Annotated in this window: 19 protein-coding genes and 1 pseudogene; 15 read left to right on the plus strand and 5 right to left on the minus strand. The window is 46.8% G+C overall.

Annotated elements, in window-relative coordinates; genetic code table 11:
- Nucleotides 1-14 precede the first annotated feature (14 nt).
- The 9 genes from FED52_RS00125 (at nt 15) to FED52_RS00165 (ending at nt 8,306) form a co-directional block, all read left to right on the plus strand.
- Nucleotides 15-1,967, plus strand: coding sequence for a VirB4 family type IV secretion system protein (locus tag FED52_RS00125; protein ID WP_205729334.1), 1,953 nt, complete (start codon nt 15-17; stop codon nt 1,965-1,967).
- Nucleotides 1,967-3,073: a lysozyme family protein gene (locus FED52_RS00130; protein ID WP_138858524.1), complete on the plus strand. Its 1,107-nt coding sequence runs from the start codon at nt 1,967-1,969 to the stop codon at nt 3,071-3,073. Before FED52_RS00125 ends, FED52_RS00130 begins: the two co-directional genes overlap by 1 nt.
- A 30-nt stretch (nt 3,074-3,103) precedes the next feature.
- A complete protein-coding gene (locus FED52_RS00135; RefSeq protein ID WP_138858525.1) occupies nt 3,104-3,682 on the plus strand; it encodes a hypothetical protein in 579 nt (192 codons plus the stop codon).
- Nucleotides 3,683-4,522, plus strand: coding sequence for a hypothetical protein (locus FED52_RS00140; RefSeq protein ID WP_138858526.1), 840 nt, complete (start codon nt 3,683-3,685; stop codon nt 4,520-4,522).
- Nucleotides 4,523-4,714: 192 nt separating this feature from the next.
- Nucleotides 4,715-4,966 (plus strand): hypothetical protein, encoded by a 252-nt coding sequence (locus tag FED52_RS00145; RefSeq protein ID WP_029596487.1) that lies wholly within the window; start codon nt 4,715-4,717, stop codon nt 4,964-4,966.
- A complete protein-coding gene (gene mobP2 / locus FED52_RS00150; RefSeq protein WP_138858527.1) occupies nt 4,959-6,113 on the plus strand; it encodes a MobP2 family relaxase in 1,155 nt (384 codons plus the stop codon). The genes FED52_RS00145 and mobP2 overlap by 8 nt, the downstream gene beginning before the upstream one ends.
- Before the next feature lie 9 nt (nt 6,114-6,122).
- Nucleotides 6,123-6,572, plus strand: a complete 450-nt coding sequence (locus FED52_RS00155; RefSeq protein WP_138858528.1) for a hypothetical protein — start codon at nt 6,123-6,125, stop codon at nt 6,570-6,572.
- Between the two features lie 5 nt (nt 6,573-6,577).
- Entirely contained in the window at nt 6,578-6,865 is a 288-nt protein-coding gene (locus FED52_RS00160; protein WP_138858529.1) for a hypothetical protein, read from the plus strand.
- 4 nt (nt 6,866-6,869) lie between these two features.
- Entirely contained in the window at nt 6,870-8,306 is a 1,437-nt protein-coding gene (locus FED52_RS00165; RefSeq protein ID WP_138858530.1) for an ImmA/IrrE family metallo-endopeptidase, read from the plus strand.
- A 69-nt stretch (nt 8,307-8,375) separates the two neighbouring features.
- Here the strand turns inward: FED52_RS00165 and mphN are convergent, their stop codons facing one another.
- The 3 genes from mphN to FED52_RS00180 all read right to left on the minus strand — a co-directional run bounded on the left by mphN (nt 8,376) and on the right by FED52_RS00180 (nt 10,868).
- Nucleotides 8,376-9,266: a macrolide 2'-phosphotransferase MphN gene (gene mphN, locus FED52_RS00170; RefSeq protein ID WP_131472585.1), complete on the minus strand. Its 891-nt coding sequence runs from the start codon at nt 9,264-9,266 to the stop codon at nt 8,376-8,378.
- 538 nt (nt 9,267-9,804) lie between these two features.
- Nucleotides 9,805-10,029 carry a DUF3006 domain-containing protein gene (locus tag FED52_RS00175; RefSeq protein ID WP_024127775.1) on the minus strand — a complete coding sequence of 75 codons (225 nt, stop codon included), beginning with the start codon at nt 10,027-10,029 and terminating at the stop codon, nt 9,805-9,807.
- Complete coding sequence (locus FED52_RS00180; protein WP_131472583.1) at nt 10,026-10,868, minus strand: ComEC/Rec2 family competence protein; 843 nt, start codon at nt 10,866-10,868, stop codon at nt 10,026-10,028. The genes FED52_RS00175 and FED52_RS00180 overlap by 4 nt, the downstream gene beginning before the upstream one ends.
- Before the next feature lie 143 nt (nt 10,869-11,011).
- Between FED52_RS00180 and FED52_RS00185 the strand changes: the two genes are divergently transcribed.
- From FED52_RS00185 to FED52_RS00195, 3 genes are all read left to right on the plus strand, one after another.
- The gene (locus tag FED52_RS00185) at nt 11,012-11,293 is read left to right on the plus strand and encodes a hypothetical protein (RefSeq protein WP_029596479.1); all 282 of its coding nucleotides are present in this window, start codon (nt 11,012-11,014) and stop codon (nt 11,291-11,293) included.
- A 124-nt stretch (nt 11,294-11,417) separates the two neighbouring features.
- Nucleotides 11,418-11,798, plus strand: coding sequence for a hypothetical protein (locus FED52_RS00190; RefSeq protein WP_029596478.1), 381 nt, complete (start codon nt 11,418-11,420; stop codon nt 11,796-11,798).
- 56 nt (nt 11,799-11,854) lie between these two features.
- A complete protein-coding gene (locus FED52_RS00195; RefSeq protein WP_114167509.1) occupies nt 11,855-12,796 on the plus strand; it encodes a DNA/RNA non-specific endonuclease in 942 nt (313 codons plus the stop codon).
- Between the two features lie 277 nt (nt 12,797-13,073).
- Here FED52_RS00195 and FED52_RS13795 read toward each other — a convergent pair whose 3' ends face one another.
- Nucleotides 13,074-13,241 carry a hypothetical protein gene (locus FED52_RS13795; protein WP_167491708.1) on the minus strand — a complete coding sequence of 56 codons (168 nt, stop codon included), beginning with the start codon at nt 13,239-13,241 and terminating at the stop codon, nt 13,074-13,076.
- A 67-nt stretch (nt 13,242-13,308) separates the two neighbouring features.
- Between FED52_RS13795 and FED52_RS00205 the strand changes: the two genes are divergently transcribed.
- A protein-coding gene (locus tag FED52_RS00205) for an IS3 family transposase (RefSeq protein ID WP_131472581.1) occupies nt 13,309-14,428 on the plus strand; the annotation gives its coding sequence in 2 pieces (ribosomal slippage) (nt 13,309-13,577 and nt 13,576-14,428; 1,122 coding nt in all).
- A gap of 185 nt (nt 14,429-14,613) precedes the next feature.
- Here FED52_RS00205 and FED52_RS14045 read toward each other — a convergent pair.
- Nucleotides 14,614-15,093, minus strand: a pseudogene (locus tag FED52_RS14045) (IS30 family transposase); the annotation flags it as partial.
- 286 nt (nt 15,094-15,379) lie between these two features.
- Here FED52_RS14045 and FED52_RS00210 point away from each other — a divergent pair.
- Nucleotides 15,380-17,635 (plus strand): ATP-binding cassette domain-containing protein, encoded by a 2,256-nt coding sequence (locus FED52_RS00210; RefSeq protein WP_131472579.1) that lies wholly within the window; start codon nt 15,380-15,382, stop codon nt 17,633-17,635.
- A 322-nt stretch (nt 17,636-17,957) separates the two neighbouring features.
- On the plus strand, nt 17,958-19,109 hold the full coding sequence (locus FED52_RS00215; RefSeq protein ID WP_131472577.1) for an alcohol dehydrogenase catalytic domain-containing protein: 1,152 nt from the start codon (nt 17,958-17,960) through the stop codon (nt 19,107-19,109).
- The last annotated feature ends 8 nt before the right edge of the window (nt 19,110-19,117 follow it).

The raw sequence follows: 19,117 nt of genomic DNA on the forward strand, positions 1-19,117 counted from the left end.
AAGGAGTGACGCGCATGTGGCAGCGCCTGCGTGACAAGTTATCCAAACAACCGGACCCGGAGACCGTCAAGATCGAGAAAGGCTACAATCCCGACGTCATCGCTAAGATCCAGCCGCAGGGCGGTGTTAAGTTCGACGCCAATTTCGTCCGGCTCGGGGACGGCTATCTGTCGTGCCTCCACGTCTATAAATATCAGTCGCTTGTCTATGACTACTGGCTCGAACCGATCCTGAACATGCCGGGCGTTTTGACGACGCTCGACATCGGGACGGCCGACAAGCGTGAGATCATCCAGACCATCAACAAATCGATGGCCGAACAGAACACACGCTTTGAGAACGCGAAGGACAACATCGACCGCATCGACGCCCGAGAGACATATAAGGAACTGAACGAGCTCTACGAACAAATCACCCAGGGTGAGACGATGAAGTATCTGCATCTGCGCCTCTACGTGAAGGCGAAGACGCTCGACGCGCTCGAGGTGAAAGTGCAGGAAATGATGGAAGAGCTCGAAGCCCGGAATTTCCGCTCGACAATTTTCCTGAACGAACAGGAATGGGAGTGGCAGAGCCTGTTCACGAGCTATGACCAGCAACAAAAGCTCCCGAACCGGCGCCGTGGGAAAGAGATCCCGTCCCTCTCCATCGCCGGCGGCTACCCGTTCCACTTCACGTCGCTCCAGGACGCGACCGGCACGTATTACGGGACGACCGACACGAACGGTAGCGTCATCTTTGACCTGTTCCATAAGGACAAACAGCGCAAGTTCTATAACGCGCTCATGATCGGCAAGATGGGGTCCGGCAAGTCGACGCTCCTCAAAAAGACCGTGCTCGACCAGGCGATTAAGGGCAACAAGATACGCATCCTCGACGTCACGGGCGAGTTCTCCGACCTCGTGCGTCAGCTTGGCGGGAAAGAAATCGCGCTCGACGGGTCGGCCGGGCTCATCAATCCGCTCCATGTCTATAAGACGGTGACGAATAACGACGGCAGTGCCAACGAGGCACTCTCGTTCATGCAGCATCTCTCGAAGATGGCCGTATTCTATCACTACATCAACCCGGCGGCGACGCAGGAAGAGACGAACGAGTTCGAGATCCTGCTTCGCGATTTATACGTTCGGCACGGACTCTGGGACGAACAAGGCGAACTGCCGATCACGACGCACCCGGCGAACCGGTACCCGACGTTCTCGGACTTCTTAACTCTCGTGCGGCGCGAGCTCTATACGGATGACACGCGCACCTCGATCAAGGATGCGATCAGTCCGAACCGGGTCCGGCGCCTCGAGAACATCGAACTCGCCGTCACGAACCTCGTCCATAACTACGGCAACATCTTCGACGGACACTCCTCGATCGACCGGTTCGACGAAGAGCTCATCGTGTCGTTCCCGCTCCGGAACCTGACAAGCCTACGGGACGAGGTGTTCCAGGCGCAGGTGTTCTCGCTCATGAACATGCTGTGGGACGGGATGATTGCCAACGGCTCGAGTCAACTGAAAGCCTATAACCAGGGTGTGCTCCGGACCGAGGAGGCATGCAAGTACCTCATCGTCATCGACGAGGCGCACCACTTGATCAACACGCGCGACATCGCCCAACCGGCCATCCTGTATCTGCAACGTTGTATGCGCGAGGCACGCAAGTATTTCGGCGGCATCTTCTTCGTGTCGCACTTGATCACCGACTTCGTGCCGGCCGGATCGAAGTCCGAGAACGCCGAGAACGTCAAGTCGCTCTTCCAATTGACGCAATACAAGATTATCGGCGAGCAGGACGCGGAGAGCATCCCGATCATCCAAACGGTGTTTGATGGCCAACTCTCAAATTCCGAGATGCGCATCATCCCCTCGCTCGAGACGGGGCGTGTCGTCCTCAGCATTTCCGGCGTGCAGAACCTCATCTTTGACGTCGATGTCGCGCCCGAGGAGCTCGCCCTGTTCGGTGGAGGTGCCTGATGTGGGCGGCCGCGAAACGGACGGCGCGCTTCGCCATCACAGCGAAATGGCAGCTCGTGACGCTCAAGTGGCGACTCATCCTGCTCGGCATCGCGGCACTCGTCTTGTTCCTTGTCATCCTCGTCGTCGGCATCCTCGACACGCTCACAGGTGTCCAGAACGAACTACCGACCGACGTCACGTTCGACACGGCGGGCGGTCTTCAAGTGAGCGACCAGGTGCTCCAATATCGAGCCTTGGTCGAATCGGAACTGTCGAAGCACGGACTGGCCGAACAAACGAACCTCGTACTCGCGCTCATGATGCAGGAGAGTGGCGGACGCGGGAACGACCCGATGCAGGCGAGCGAATCGAAGTGTGGACGCATTGGATGCATCACCTCCCCCGAGGAGAGCATCGTCTACGGCGTCGAACATTTCGCCTCCGTCTTCGAACGGGCGAACCGTGACGTGCAGCTCACGCTACAGAGTTACAACTTCGGAGGCGGCTTTATTGACTATGTGCAACAGAACGGAGGACGGTACTCGAAAGAGCTCGCCATCTCGTTCTCTCAGATGATGTACCAACGCGTGAAACATACCGATGTCTATCGTTGTCATCGCCCGAGTGCGGTCCAGCACGGCGCCTGTTACGGGGACATCGAATACGTCGACGCGGTGTTGAAATACCTCGCGCCGGTCGCCGTCGCCGATGGGATTATCACGAAAGAACTGTTGTCGGGGTTACGTTCTCCGCTCTCCATCCCGCTCAACGTGACATCGCGTTTCGGGTGGCGCGTCGTCTTCGGACAACGGGACAACCACACCGGGATCGACTTCAGTTGCACCCCGTCCGACACGATCCACGCGGTCAAGAGCGGCACCGTCATCTATAGCGGGAACCGCGGACCATACGGCAATCTCGTCCAGGTCCAGCACGACAATTACATTACGGCGTATGCGCACCTGAGTCGTCTTGGCGTCCAAACGGGTCAACAGATCGACGCTGGGCAAGCGCTCGGGTACTGCGGCACGACCGGCCGTTCGAGCGGGAACCATCTGCACTTCGAGATCAAGACGGCTGAATGGTCCGGTCATATCAATCCCGCCCCGGTCTTCGGATTATAAGTCATGCATGTATGAAAAGGAGGAGGAAGAATGAACTTCACCGCACGTCACCTCGCATATCTGTTCGGGGTACTGCTCCTGATTTCGATCGCAGCGAACGTCTTTTTCTATCAACAAGCGACGGCTGTCACGAGTACTTCAGACACGAGCGAGACGAAAAATGAGAGCGTCACTCACTCTGAATCGGCAACCTCCGAAAATACGCCGTCAGACACTGCACCAGTCGTCGCTTCGACGGAGACGGAACGAATGGAAGAGCTGGTGACACGCGCGACGCGCTTCATCGAGTATGCCTTTACCATCACGAAGGACAGTTACACGACCCAGAAACGACAGGCGAAAGGTGTCATGTCCGAGGAACTCGCGGCCACGCTCTTCGCCGCTGACGGCAGTGACGTCGGCACGTTCGAGACGATCGTCCGCGACATCGAGGTGTTCCCTTCTGTCTCCGGAGAAGATTGCCTCGTGCGATTCGAACAAGACCTGTTGATCACCGAGACGGGTTATGAAGAGACGACGCAAGAACTGTTGGCCCTGACGTTCGAGTCCATCGACGGACGTTTGGTCGTCACAGAAATGGAAGATCTGACACCGAAAGGAGGGATCTAGATGCGACGACAAACGCGACGGCGTCTCACCCAGAACGTCTCCCGGTTCTACCTCGGACTCGGCGTATTCTTTGTCATCGGCTTCCTCTTTTTCGGTACTTCGTCGTTCTTCTTTGCTGAAGAGGCACCGGTCAATGAGACGCCGATCAACGAGGCAATCCGACTCCCGAACGGGGAGACCGTGACGCTCCACGCGTCTAGTTACGATACGAAGACGAAGACAATGCGCATTCGACTCTCACTCGATGAAGCACCAGGTAACACGAACGATCATCTCTTCCGCTACGTCTATAAGGCACGTCCTGATTCCGAGAAGGAAGTCACATCGCTGTATGAACGGAACAATCAGTACGTGCTCGAATTGAAGGACGTGCCGAACGACTTCGACCAGCTCGCCATCCGAATCTATGGGGTGGACGAGTCACAAGCAATCGAATCACTCACACCCGAGGAACGAGAGAGCAGTCTGTTGACGTCCCTCTATGCCGACCGTCGGACCATCGAACAGGCGAACCATACCTCATCTGACGAGACAACTTTCACGAGACTATTCGTCGAGGATGAGCTCGCGGAGACCGAACGACAGGTGGAAACGACGCAACAATCAGTCGAGGCGCAGCGGCAACAGATCGAGCGACTCGACCGTGACAAAGAGGAACTTGAAGACGAACTTCCCTACCTCTCGCTCGACGAACAGGTCGAACAGGAGAACGAGATCTTCGACCTCGTCCGGAAGCGTGACGAGCTCACACTAGAACTTGAAAAGCTCGAACAGTCGGTCCAAGCGCTCGAAGAAAAGCACGACAAATTGCGCGTCCGGCTCCGGGAACTATCGATTTAAGTGGCACATTTCGTGCCAAATCGCTGGTTTTACTGGCACATTTCGTGCCATTTTCAGACTTTTGGTGATATCACGGAAACCCCAGGCTCTGCCTGGGCTATCACGACAAGTGATAGCAGTTTCCCCTTATGCTCTTTGAACGAACTTTTAGGACCTCGGCAATATACAGCCTCTAGAAAGGTGGTCAGGCAGATGGATCTGTTACTCCGCGACATCGACCCCGTCATCGTGAAGCAAATCGATGAATGGGCGAAGGAACACAACCGCTCCCGGCAACAATACTTGAAAGAACTGCTCGCCTCCTGGTGTGCGAACGGCATCCAATCGACGCAGGTCGAGCGGCTCGAACGACAGCTCGAGGCGAACACGCTCCACCTGAAACGGAGCGCAGACGAGCTCGCCGAGGTGACCCGTTTGTTGAACGAGGTGATGCAGGATGCGTGAGACACCGGGCGTCGTCATCAAGTCGAAGTTCAAGGTGCCGAGCACAAAAAAGAAGTCACGTCGCTACACGACATACCTCGATTACATCAATCGACCGGATGCGAAAGACAGCCCCGATCAGTTCGAGACGTATCACGACTATATGGAAGACGAGACGAAATCGAGCGGTCTCTTCACACGCGAGGACGACCGGTTGGACCAAGAAAAGCGTCGCACCGTCCGTGACATCTTCAAACACGCACAAGCGGACGGGAGCATCCTCTGGCAGGACGTCATCTCGTTCGATAACGCCTGGCTACGGGAGACCGGTGTGCTCCACGATGACCTCGTCGACGAGAAACGGTTGATCCAGGCGACACGGAACGCGGTCGAGGCGATGCTCCAAAAAGAAAAGATGGTCCATGCCTACTGGACCGGCGCCGTGCATTACAACACCGACAACATCCACGTCCATGTCGCCATCGTCGAGACGAGCCATATGCGCGAGCGCGGCAAACGCAAACCAAAATCGATCGAGCTGATGAAGTCGAAGGTCATCCATTCCCTCGCCGACCGGACGAAAGAACAGGAGAAACTGAATGCGTTCATAAGAGACGAACTGGTCACCCATAAACGAAACCGGAAGATTCAAATGCTCTCGAACCGTGTCCTGCATCCCGAACTCGTCCGTCAATTCAAGGACATCTATGAACGGTTGCCGGAGGACAAACGTCAATGGCGCTACAACATGAACGGGATGCAGCCACTCCGTGAATCGCTCGACCGCTTGACCGACCGCTACATCGACATTCACTTCAAATCAGAGTTCCAGGCCTTCAACGAGCGGCTCGAGCAAGAGGTGTCGTTCCATCGTCGTAGCTACGGCGACACGGAGAAGGCCGAGCGGTACCGGACGACGAAGCGACAGGACCTCTACACGCGGATGGGGAATGCCATCCTCTCCGAGATGTGCGACTTGTCAAAAGAACAGGTGATATTCGAGAAAAATAAGACCCCCAAGCATCCGGTCCGACGTGCGTTCAAACAACAAAAGATATTCAACGAATCACTCTACCGGATTGAGCGGCACATGAACGACGAGTTCGAACATTTGAATAACCAACGCGCTTTCGAACAGCTGGAGCGGGACATCGAATATGGAAAGTGAGGGAGGACGATGGAAGAGTTGAGACAGATCCGTCTTCGATTGAAACCGGAGACGGTCGCGTATTTAGAAGAGTTCGCCGACGACAAACGCTTCGGCCACCTCGGTCAGGTCATCGACCATATCGCAGAAGAACGTAGAAAACTGGCCGACGAGAAGTGGGACATGCAGTTCCTTACCCGCTCGATCAGCACGCAGGTCTCCCGTCATATCGAGGAAATGATGAATGAACAGGTTTCAACGGAACTCGAGCGGATTCGGCTCGCCGCGAACCGTTCTGACCGTCACGGACAGATCCTGACTGAGCTCCTGCAGGCGCTCATGCAGACCGAGGGAATCGAGGACATTATGACGACGGACCAGTTCAAGCCGACGTTCCTCGCGACGGCAGAACGTATCGTCCAGGAACGCATCGAGCATCAAAAACAGAAGAAGGACACACTAACTTTCGAGAGAGGATGAATCTTATGCGACCACTTGAACGTCCCTTCACGATGGGACAACTGTTGACGCTTCAACCGAAAACCGTCACGGTCCTCATCTATGGAAAACGGTACGACATTCTGATATCAATGTCTGAGCATCAGCTTTTAACCGCCATCGCGCAAGACGAGATCGTCTTGCTTCCCGTCAATTTCGAACGGACACGGCTGTTACTCGACATCCCGGAAATGTCGCCACAACTCGAACGTGAACTGAACGAGTTTACGGATACTGAAGACTCTGTCACCGACTTGTTGAAGGAAGGAGTCTGACACGATGGCCAAGATGAAGACGAACGAAGAACGGAAAGCCGAGCTCGAGGCTTTGACGGAACAGATGGAAAAACAGATCGACAGCTACTTCGAGAGCCCAGAAAAGATTCGAGAACATCTACAGTTCCTCGGTAAGTTCCATCAATACTCGATGCGGAACGCGGTCTTGATCGAGTCCCAATTTCCTGGTGCGGTCGCGGTCGGCTCTTATCCGTTCTGGGAGAAGCAAGGCGCACAGGTGCAAAAAGGCGAACGTGGCATCAAGGTGTTCGTCCCAAGTCCAGTGACGTACGCCCTGCATAAGGACGAATGGGTACCGCTCAGTAAGGCACCGAAGCCGATCAAGGACGGTGTGAAACAAGGACGCATCCCGTCACGCAAGATGATGTACTTCAAGATTGGTCACGTGTTCGAGTACACGCAGACCGATGCGCGTGAAAAAGGAATCGAGGTCTCGGACATCTTCAAACGGTATCACCGGGACGGCGGGCTCGAGAACGAACAAGACATCCGTGACGCCTTGACGACGCTCGCGGATGCCCGGAATGTGACACTATTGGAGGAACCCCTCGACGAGATCGGGACGGCGAAGGGCTGTTACTATCCGGAGCTACATGCAATCGCCTTGAACCCACGAAACACGTCGATCGAGGACATCAGCGTCCTGATCCACGAGCTCGCCCATGCGGAGCTGCACAACCAGGAGCGGAATTTTGAACGAGACCAACCGCTCACGGCACCCGAGAAGGAGTTCCAAGCCGAGATGGTCGCCTATGTCGTCTCGCATCAACTCGGGTTCCCGACGGACGACTTCTCGCTCTCCTATCTGGCCGGTTGGACGAAAGACAAGGAACTTTTAGACAAGGAACAATTGTTGCAGGAAGTCCATCAGACGTCCGCGACCTTTCTTGACCATATCGAGTCACACTTAGAAAAAGTACACACCTTACAACAGGAGAAAGAACAGAGCCCTCTTGATTACCTTGAACAGCTGGAGCGGCGAATGGGATGGAAAGACGCTGACCTCAGTCTTTATGAACGGGTGCATGCCGTACAAAGTGTGTTCCCCGAGGAGGTGGAGCCCTATCTGAACGCAAAAGCGGCCCTCGAGACGAACCTGAAGATGGATCGCGTCGATGAGCCGCTCATGTATATTCATGGTAGGGGTCTCGGGTTTCAGCAGTTCGGCATCGCCAATAATCATGACTTCAGTGAAGATCAGCTTGTGGCTTATACAATCGCATTACCGAATCAACCATTGGTCAGTGGTCACTTCGTCCCGGAAAGTGCCGTACATCCTTTACACCATCTTGAAAAAACCAATCGTTTGGAGAGACCGGTCCTGAAATCGCTTGAAAATCACTGGCATGACGTGTTGTTAGATGAAGAACAAAAGTCCCTTTCAAGAATTTCATTGTTTAACATCGAAAGACTCTGGTGACATTCGTGGGTATGATGATTTAAAAAATCATACCCTTTTCAATTTCAGAGCGCTGCCATTGCTTTTACCTCATACATTTTGTGTAAGCATATGAGCAGCTGTTTCACGCATATCTTGTAGGTCAGATATCTCTGCGAATTCAGCTACAGTTATTGCGCTGGTTGTTAACAACTCAATTATATGCTCATCCATTCTTGGCCATGTTCTTCCGCCTGCATTGTCGTAAGCATCGAGTAACTTTGTCAAACCATCCTTACCAAACAGTAATAGATGTGATAGAAAATCCACAGATGTGTCCGCAATACTAATTTCTGTCCAATCTATCAAACCAGAGACCTCAAAATTCTTATTTATTAATATGTGGCCAGGGTGTAAATCCCCGTGGCTTACACCTACATGCGATGGCCATAGCGAATCATTCGCCAACCATTCTTGCCAACGCTCCCATAGCTCTGAATTCACATGATACTTCTGTCTCACCTTCTCCATCCGTATCTTCATTGAACTGTTTAAATCTCTAGCATATAGAGTTTTGATACCGATTTCTTTGAAGTGTCGATGTGGTAATGTGTGTAGTTCTGCCAACACTTTACCTAATGACTGATAGTAAGATTGTGGTGTATTCTCTTTGTCAAAACTCCAGATGTAATCTTGTTGCTCTACATCAATTGTTGCAACCGGAACACCATCTAATTGCTTATACGCAATTAGTTCATCATCAAAAATTGACCAATTTGGAACTTGAAAACTCACATGTTCTTCCATAATTTCTAGTGCCCCCTTTTCTTTCAAGGCGCTCCTCATCGAATCTAATCTTCGAGGAATTCTTAGTATCCACTTGCTACCAAGCGTATCTTTTGCATAAGCAACTTGAAAATCAACACCCGATTCATTTACCACAATGCTATTCTCTAACACATCTAATCCTTTATTTTTTGCAAGCCGTTTAAATTCGTTCATGATTTGTTCCTCCAATTTTTATGTTGTGCGATAAGCAAGTGAAATGTATGCATTTTTAATACTTTTTCATTTCAATCTTTTCTAATTAGACTTAACTAAATGAAGTCATAAAAAAATCACAGACAAAATGGTGTCTGTGATCAAGAGTAAATGAGCTACAACCAAGAAGCGTCCATTATCAAAAATAAAAGGACACGACAAAAAGAGTTGTAAATCTGCTATGTTTGTAAGTGTGTGGTTTCTTCGTCAAAGATTTATAAAAATGTGCAGACTACTCCCATTTACTCTGTTTTATGAAAACAGAGCCTTTGAACATATTCAATTAGCCATTGTTCAAAGTGTGGTGGCGTAATCTCCCGGCGTGCATCATTCTTAACAATCCTCCTAGTGAATATTATGCTGTTGACTTTATATCAGTTTTTATTCAATGTCAATCGAGCTTTATATTTAGATAAAAATTATTTGCCGATTTGTCTTTATTAAAAAATACTGATTTGTAAGTTTTAAAAATACAATCATGAATAATTGATACTCGTTTTTAATCTTCCCAAAGCTCATCCATCAACTCATCGATATCACTCGATAATCGTTTGCGTTCCTTGGCGTCCACTTCAACTTTCCCATCTTCATAAAACCAAAGCACGTCACCAGGTTGAACCGTGTCTGGAAGTCGTGACTTTGGAATATCCTCCATCACTTCTCCGAATTCGACGACAGCCAAGTCCCCTTCAAATCGATCGATGATACCTCTCCGTCGCTTCATCTTGATTTCTTTACGGCATAACTTGAACCGTTCCCTGTAATGATGATCGTGCCATTCTTATCTGTGCGAAGCGTGTTCGTTTTTTGACGCTTCAAGTTCGTCACCACTTCGGAAGTCGGATGGCCGTAGCTGTTCTTCCCGACACTGATGATAGCATGCTTCGGTTTGACCGTGTTCAGGAACGTACTGCTTGTCGACGTCTTGGCACCGTGATGTCCCACCTTTAAGACATCTGCACGGAGCGTCTGCTTCTTCGCCATCATGTCCTTCTCAGAAACGTGTTCCGCGTCTCCCGTGAACAAGAACGTGTTCTTCTTGTACGTTACATGAAGGACTGCACTCCAGTTGTTCAAGTCACTGTTCGAGTAGGATTTGACCGGACCCACAAACTTCGCACTGACGCCTTTGATCGGTAGCTTCACGCCGGCCTGTGCCGTTTTGATGGTCTTCCCTTCCCGTTTGACGGCTTGCAGAAAATCTTTGTAAGCCTGGGTCGTGTGCTTCACTTTCGGCGCGTAGACGTTCTCGACACGATAGGCATCTAGGATTTCGTCTAATCCACCAATATGATCCGCATCCGGATGCGTCGAGATCAATACCTCGATATCGTCAACTTTTTGCTTTTTGAGGTAGGCGACGATGGCATCGCCCTTTCCTTTGTTACCCCCGTCGATGATGACGTCCTCACCGCTCGGCATCTTGATGTAGATGGCGTCTCCCTGTCCGACATCGATGTAATGGACTTTAATGCTCGTAGCGGCTGATGCTTCCCCGTATGGTGACACCAATAGCGCTCCACTAAATAGAACGGCACTCCCAATCTTGATCAATTTATTCATCTTCTATCACTCCACTTTAAAATTATTGTAAAATTATCCAACACACCTTTATTATAATCCGCTATTTGTTAAATAGCTTCTAATTCCTGCGGTTGACCACATACATAAATAGGTAAGGTGTGATGATAGGAGGAGTGAGAGAAATGGATTTACGAAAACCAATCGCAATAAACAAGACGTATAAACCGGTCCTGATTTTTAAAGACGGGGTAGAAGTAAAGGAGTGTGTCTCCATTCAGGAAGCTGCACACTATCTGAAGGGATACACGTTATGTACCGCCATGCCGTATCGCCACATTATGAATGGCATTATCCTTGATGAGACCTGGATCCATGAGGGAAGCAGCTATCGGTTCACCACTGATCCTGATGTGAAAAAGGCAAAGCTGGCAGAGATGGAGGCTCAGAACAAAGTCCGTTTTTAAGGAAGGACAGAATTACGAAATCGAACAAGTCTCATGTGCGGCACCTTACATACGCTGTACACGACTTCGTCACTGTTTGTTAAAACCCTACGAGGTACACTTGAACTAAAAAGGGGTTCTCCTCATGCGACTTCAAGAATGGATCCAGCAATATCACGGTACAGAGTTACTGCGCTTTGATCACCTCTGCGAGTACTTAGATGCGACACCGTTTGAAATCAAACACCACCTTGATGGAATCAGTCCTGAGATAACCGGCGTACTGAAGTCAGAAGAGGGTATTGGTGACGACGCGTTCATCACGAAGCTGGAACATCATTTGCTGAATCGATTCAACAAACGAAGAAAAAAAGTGAAAGTCACGATTGAGGTCGAACTGCCATTACCGGAAGAAGCCTACAACTTTTGTCAGCGCGAACGATTTAGAATGATCGAACGCGTCACTCAACATATGGACGAACAAAACGTGAAGGATTGGCGCATCGTAAACATGCGGAGGATATAATTGAACATAGATCGTATTGACTCATCTACATATATACATGCTATAAGGAGAACAAAATGAAATTTACCTACTTAGCCTTGCCTTTGGCCATCCTGCTGATGGCCGGTTGTACCAGTGAAAACACCCCTTCTACAAATGAGAAAGCAGAGGAGCCTGCTACTCAAACAGAAGAAGTCGTCGAGACGACCGAAACGAGCACAGACGACGCAAATACGGAGACGACTGCAGAAGAACCTGCAACAGCCGAAGAAACGGTCACAAATTCGGATAACAATCAATTCTCCGGCTATAAACTGATCAATGTTGATGGTGGGGACTTGTCCGGGTACCGTGAGGCGAACGTCGTCGTCGATATCGGATATGGAGATCGCGAGTATTGGGCGTTCACGAACGAACATGGTCAATTGATTCGTGTCATCGCCGATCAGATCATCTTGCAGGATGATGATTCGGAGGATGTGACCTCGGATGGCCGTTACTATCATGACGAGGCGAAGGTCTCAGGCGTCGAAAACAGTGATCTCGATGAAGGCCACGTCATCGCTGACTCGCTCGGGGGCGTCTCGAACGCCTACAACATCACACCACAAGATAGCACGCTCAACCGCTACGGGGACCAGGCCTATATGGAGGACGTCATCCGTATGGCCGGCGGCGCGACCGACTTCGAGGCGATCATTACCTATCCGGATACGAAAACTTATATTCCGTCACACTACCAATACACCTATACGGTCAAAGGAAATGTCGTCACCGATTCCTTCGACAACGTTAACCCGGATGAAGTGAATGCAGCACTCGGCCTAACAGAAGGTGAACCGGAACCCGCAGCTGCACCTGAGGCCACAGGCGATGTCTCGAGCGTAGATACGAATGGCAACGGTCAGGTGACGATCCAGGAAGCGAAAGACGCCGGTTTCACGATGCCGATCATGAGCGACCATTGGCTCTACCCCTATATGCGTGATAACGATAATGACGGAATGGTAGGGGAATAAAAATAGAATCATTTTAATACAAGGAAAATTGCAAATAGGAAGGCAGCATTTTTTTCAAGTGCTGCCTTCCTATTTTTTCAGCTATTTTGTTGAATCAGACGATGACTAAGGACTGTTTCGACAAGTACCACCGTCTCAAATGTTGCACAATAGTCAACTTCCTCGAAGTCTGTATGCTCGTCACGGTAACCGATGGATAGATTCACAGACGGAATACCGAATTCCGCAAATACTTTTGCATCACTTGATCCCCCGTTGCGCGTCGCCTTCCAGTCGTTCATTCCGACCAATCGCCCCGCTCTTTCGAACAGTTCTCCATAAGACGCTTCACAAAAATCGAACATGCCTCGACATCCGGTGACAATGTCGCGTGTGCCCCGACGGTCCAACACGATGGTTGCATCCACGTCATGGATAAATTCTTGATCGATGCCACGCGCACCACATAACCCTGTCTCTTTATAATGGACCCAAGATTTCAGACACGAAAAAGGAGATGTTAAGGTAGGTATATGAAACGAAAAAGATATACACCCGAATTCAAAACTCAAGTTGTGTTGGAAATCTTGAAGGAAGAAAAAACAATGAGCCAGATTGCTTCCGAACATGGCATCCATGTGAACCAGCTGCATAAGTGGAAAACACATTTCCTGTCAGAGATGCCACAAGTGTTCAAGAAACAGAACAAGGACCAAGAGAAGATGAGAGCCGACTATGAAGAGAAACTGGAAAATCTCTATGCAGAAGTCGGAAAGTTAACCACGCAGCTGTCGTGGATCAAAAAAAAATCTGGCATCTACCACGATTAGACAGGAACGGGTAGAGATGATGGAATGGGGAAACAGTAAACTTCCTGTTTCCCAACAGGCCGATCTGCTTGGGCTCAATCGTTCCAGCCTTTATTACAGGCCGGTTGCCCCTTCGCCTGAAGAGGTTGCCATCAAGCATAGGATTGATGAGATCTACACCAAATATCCGTTCTACGGGTCACGCAGGATTGCCGAAGTATTGAAAAATGAAGAGGTGAATATCAACCGCAAGAGGGTCCAGCGTCACATGCGCGAGATGGGCATACAGGCTCTCTATCCAGGCCCCAATCTGAGTAAACGCAACCTGCAGCATCGCATTTATCCATACCTACTGAAAGGGGTGAACATTACCCGTCCCAACCAGGCTTGGGGCATTGATATCACGTATATCCGCCTGCAGGATAGCTGGATGTATTTGGCAGCCATCATCGATTGGCACTCCCGGTATATCATCAGCTGGGAACTGGACCAGACACTGGAAATAGGTTTTGTCCTGGATGCCGTCCGGCGGGCTTTCACGATCGGGCAGCCGGACATCTTCAACAGTGACCAGGGTAGCCACTTCACCAGTTCCAAATATATCCACCTCCTGAAGGAACAGCCTGCCGTCCAAATCAGCATGGACAGCAAGGGTCGGGCACTGGATAACATCATGATCGAACGTTTCTGGCGGAGCCTCAAGTACGAAGAGGTCTATCTGAAGGACTACGGGACACCAAGAGAAGCGAGACAGAACATCCGTGACTACATGGAATTCTATAACTGGGAACGTCCCCACCAGTCATTGGGTTATAGGACACCGGCATCCATCTATTTTCAGTAGGTTACTGTCCTTGCCATCTCGGAGCAATTATCTTTCCCATCCCAGGACCTGTCAAGGGAAAATACGCCCTTGACAGAACCTGGCATAGGAAAGGCTGGGTCTGCAAGATGGGACAAGGACAAGAAGAATGACTGTTTTCACCTTATTATTATAAAATTAGTGTTTTGACAATGGGATCCACTTTAGAACGCTTTATCAAAGTCAGGAAATTCAACTGTTCTTTCTGAAATGTGACGTTTGAAAGTCTGACGACCTCTTTTCTCATGATGACTGTTAGGTTTTCTTTTCCCTTTCATCGGAAGTGAGTGAACAGGAAGAATATCTTCTCTGAACATTCTGTACAGAATTTTAACAGAACAGCTGATAGATTCTTCATTTCTGCCTATGATGGTGTCAGGTGTCCAGCCGTCGGCTATCCTTTTTTGAATATAACTGATCTGATGCTTAGGAAGGACGATTCTACGTCTTCTGCAAAGAGATTTTCTTTTCTTATCGTTCTGATAGAATTCCAGTACAGATATACCTGCTTTGAGTGCATTAATTACATTATAGACGATCTCTCTTTAACGCTTAATTCTCCGGCAGATCTCACTGACCGAAATTTTCTGGTGGTAATATAATTCTATGGACGCAAGTTCATCCGTGGTAAGGTGTGTATAGGCCATTTGTGCTAACTCCTTAATGTTTTCTTTGGTCGGAAATACATATTAAGTTTAGCACAGAAGGCTTTTTTAGTTGTCTAGCTTAATTTTACAATCTGCGTACATTTAAATTTTTTAAAGCACACCGTAGGTGGCTAACTTGATTATAGAATTTCCCTAAATTTTTTAATAGAATATAATCGGAAATTCAGCTAAAAATTTGGAACTTTAAAATTGATACTTATAAACTTATTTCTCGTTAAAAAGGTAAAAAATATAAATATATTTAATTATGGAGAGGAAGTTTGGGATGAAAAATATCATCATCAAAGGTGCACGACAAAATAATTTAAAAAATGTTTCGTTAAGTCTTCCAAAGCATCAATTGACCGTTTTTACAGGAAAATCAGGATCTGGAAAATCTTCATTAGTATTTAGTACGATTGCAGCTGAATCTGAGCGTCTACTCAATGAAACTTATTCTACATATATACAGAATCAATTAACTCATTATGAGAAACCTGATGTAGATTCCATTCAAAATCTTCCTGTTTCAATGGTCATTGGTCAGAAAAGACTTGGTGGTAACTCGCGCTCTACAGTAGGTACAATTTCCGACATTTATTCTGCTGTTCGTCTACTATGGTCTCGTATTGGTCAACCATTTGTCGGATATTCAAATGAATTTTCATTCAATAATTCGGCAGGAATGTGTGAGAGATGCCAAGGCTTAGGATATGTCGAGGAAATTGATATCGATGAATTGCTGGATTATGACAAATCTTTAAACGAACATGGAATTAATTTTCCTACATTCGGACCAGATCACTGGCGTGGTAAAAGCTATACGCATTCGGGTCTATTTGATAATGATAAGAAGCTGAAAGAGTATTCGAAGGAAGAGATGCATCAATTACTTTATTTAGAGCCGACCAAACTGACCAATCCTCCTGAAGAATGGCCCCGTACTGCAAAATATGAAGGGGTCGTCTATCGATTCAGGCGACTGTTTATTATTAATGATGGCTATGAAAAAAGCAGGTGGCCGGATGAATATGAGCGTGTTGTAACGACAATGGTTTGTCCTAACTGTCACGGAAAACGTTTAAATCAACGTATTTTAAGCTGCAAAATTAACGGTGCAGATATTGCTGATTTTACAAATCAAAGTATCGTAGAAAATATCCTGTTTTTAGACTATCTTACTGATAAAACAGCTGCATATATTGTAAAGCCGCTTAAACAGCAACTTCAATCTCTAGTTGATATTGGACTTGGTTATTTGACACTTGGTCGAGAAACACCTACATTATCAGGTGGTGAATCTCAGCGTATTAAGCTTATTCGTCATTTAAGTAGCCCACTGACCGATCTCGTATACATTATCGATGAACCGAGTGTTGGACTGCATCCTGAAGATATTGAAAATATCAATCGCATAATTATGTCTATTCGGGATAAAGGAAATACAGTTATTGTGGTTGAACACGATCCTGATATTATTAAGATTGCAGATCACATTGTTGACGTAGGACCAGGTGCCGGTAAAAATGGGGGTAGAATTACATTTGAAGGAACATACGATCAACTTCTCGACTCCCACACTGCGACTGGACAAGAACTCAAAGAAAAACATCAACTAAAAGTTCCAAGGTCATCTCAAGAAATGATTCATATCGGTCCAGTTACAAAAAATAACGTCAAAAATGTTGAAGTGTATCTCCCTAAAAATGCTATTTCTGTTATTACAGGGGTTGCTGGTTCTGGTAAGAGTACGCTCATAAAAACTGGGTTTAAACAGATTAAAAATGTTATATTCATCGATCAAAAAGCTATTAATGTTTCAAATCGTTCAAATATATTAACTTATACCAATACATTTGATGAATTACGAGCATTTTTCAGTAAGGAGACAGGGCTAAAGAAAAGTATGTTCAGCTATAATTCTGAAGGTGCTTGTCCAAACTGTAAAGGAAAAGGAATTCTTAAAACAGAACTTGCGTTTATGCCTGATTTTTCACAAGTTTGTGAAGTATGTCATGGAACACGTTATAGACAGGAAGTTCTAGATGCTAAAGTAGATGGTTACTCTATTGCAGATGTCTTACAATTAACGGTGGAAGAAGGAATAAATTACTTCAATACACATCATAAAATTCTGGAGATATTAAAATCCCTCGCTGCCACTGGTCTAGGCTATATGACACTTGGACAATCATTGGACACACTTTCAGGTGGAGAAATTCAACGTGTAAAGCTCAGTGAGTATTTAATCAATCAAGTGACTGACCACATCTTTATTTTTGATGAACCAACAACAGGGTTACATGAAAGGGATATCCATGTGCTGATCGAATTATTTAATCAATTAGTGGATGAAGGTAATACCGTCGTTCTAATCGAGCATAACTTGTCAATGATGACAGAATCAGACTGGTTAATTGATATGGGACCAGCTGCTGGTCAACAAGGAGGAAGATTATTATACAGTGGTTACCCAGAAGGTGTCCTTAGCATACAAGATAGCGTAACTGGGAAACATTTATCTAATTACATTCAAAAATAAGAGGAGTGTATTTAGTGGTGAAAAAAGTAAGATATTTTTAGTGATGGTAAAGTAAAAGCAAGTATATGTAATAAGAAGATATACTAAGCTGATACTTCATTTGGGCAATATGAGCCCCTATCCTTAATAAAGATAGTGAATTAATAGGTATTCACATAGCTGATAAATCTTTCGATAATTAAGAAGTAAAATTAAATAAATAGTTTGTTGAATATTTAATCTTGTGTAAAGGTAATAATATATGTATAAAGGTTTTATCATTTAAAATTAGGGGTATTAATAATGTGTTATACAGATATTATATAATAAAGGAGTAATGTGTATGAAGGCTGTAACATTTCAAGGTAAAAAGAAAATGAAAGTAAAAAAAGTTGCAGATCCAAAGATTATTGAACCAACTGACGCAATTATTAAGATTACTGCTTCAGGTATTTGTGGATCAGATTTACATTTATATCATCAAGGCGATATGTTTATGGATAAAGATTTTGTTATCGGACATGAACCAATGGGGATTGTTGAAGAAGTTGGTAAAGAAGTTAAGAATCTAAAAAAAGGTGATCGTGTCGTTATTCCTTTTAATATTGGTTGTGGCGATTGTTTTTACTGTAATAACCAAATGGAATCACAATGTGATCAATCTAATGAAGAACCTGCAAACTGGAAGATGGATAACGGTGCGTTATTTGGATTTGGAAAAATGCATGGGAATTTTTGGGGTGGTCAAGCTGAATATTTAAGAGTTCCATATGCTGATTTTTCTTCTTTTGTTGTGCCAGATAGTGATTTAAAAGATGAACAAGTATTATTTTTATCTGATGTAGTACCTACAGCTTATTGGAGTGTCGAACATGCAGGTGTGAAGGCTGGGGATACTGTTATTGTATTAGGATGTGGTCCTATAGGTTTAATGGCACAAAAATTTGCGAAACTAAAAGGTGCCGAACGTGTTATAGCAATCGATAATGTCGAACATAGACTAGAGCATGCTAAAAAATACAATGGTGTTGAAGTTTATAATTTCGATAAAGAAAAAGAAATTGGTAAGTTATTGAAAGAAAAAACTAGTGGTGGTGCTGATGTAGTTATTGACTGTGTTGGTTTTGATGGCGCACAATCAAGTCCAGAACCAAAACTTTCAAAAACATCTCAACAAAGAGGAACAATTAGTCCGATTATTACAGCCGCTGAATCAGTCCGTAAATTTGGTACAATTCAACTGACTGGAATTTATGGTACACCAGCTGATAACTTTCCACTTGATTTAATATTTAATAGAAATGTTCGTTTAACAACTGGTCAGGCACCAGTTATTCATTTAATGCCTAAATTATATGAAATGATTAAAGATGAAGTATTTGATCCTACTGAAATTATCACACATACTTTTCCTTTAGAAAAAGCCGATGAGGCTTATAAAGTATTTGATGAAAAACGAGATAATAATATTAAAGTCGTATTTAAACCGGAGTAATTATTCAT

It is taken from the genome of Exiguobacterium mexicanum (assembly GCF_005960665.1).
GTDB lineage: Bacteria > Bacillota > Bacilli > Exiguobacteriales > Exiguobacteriaceae > Exiguobacterium > Exiguobacterium mexicanum_A.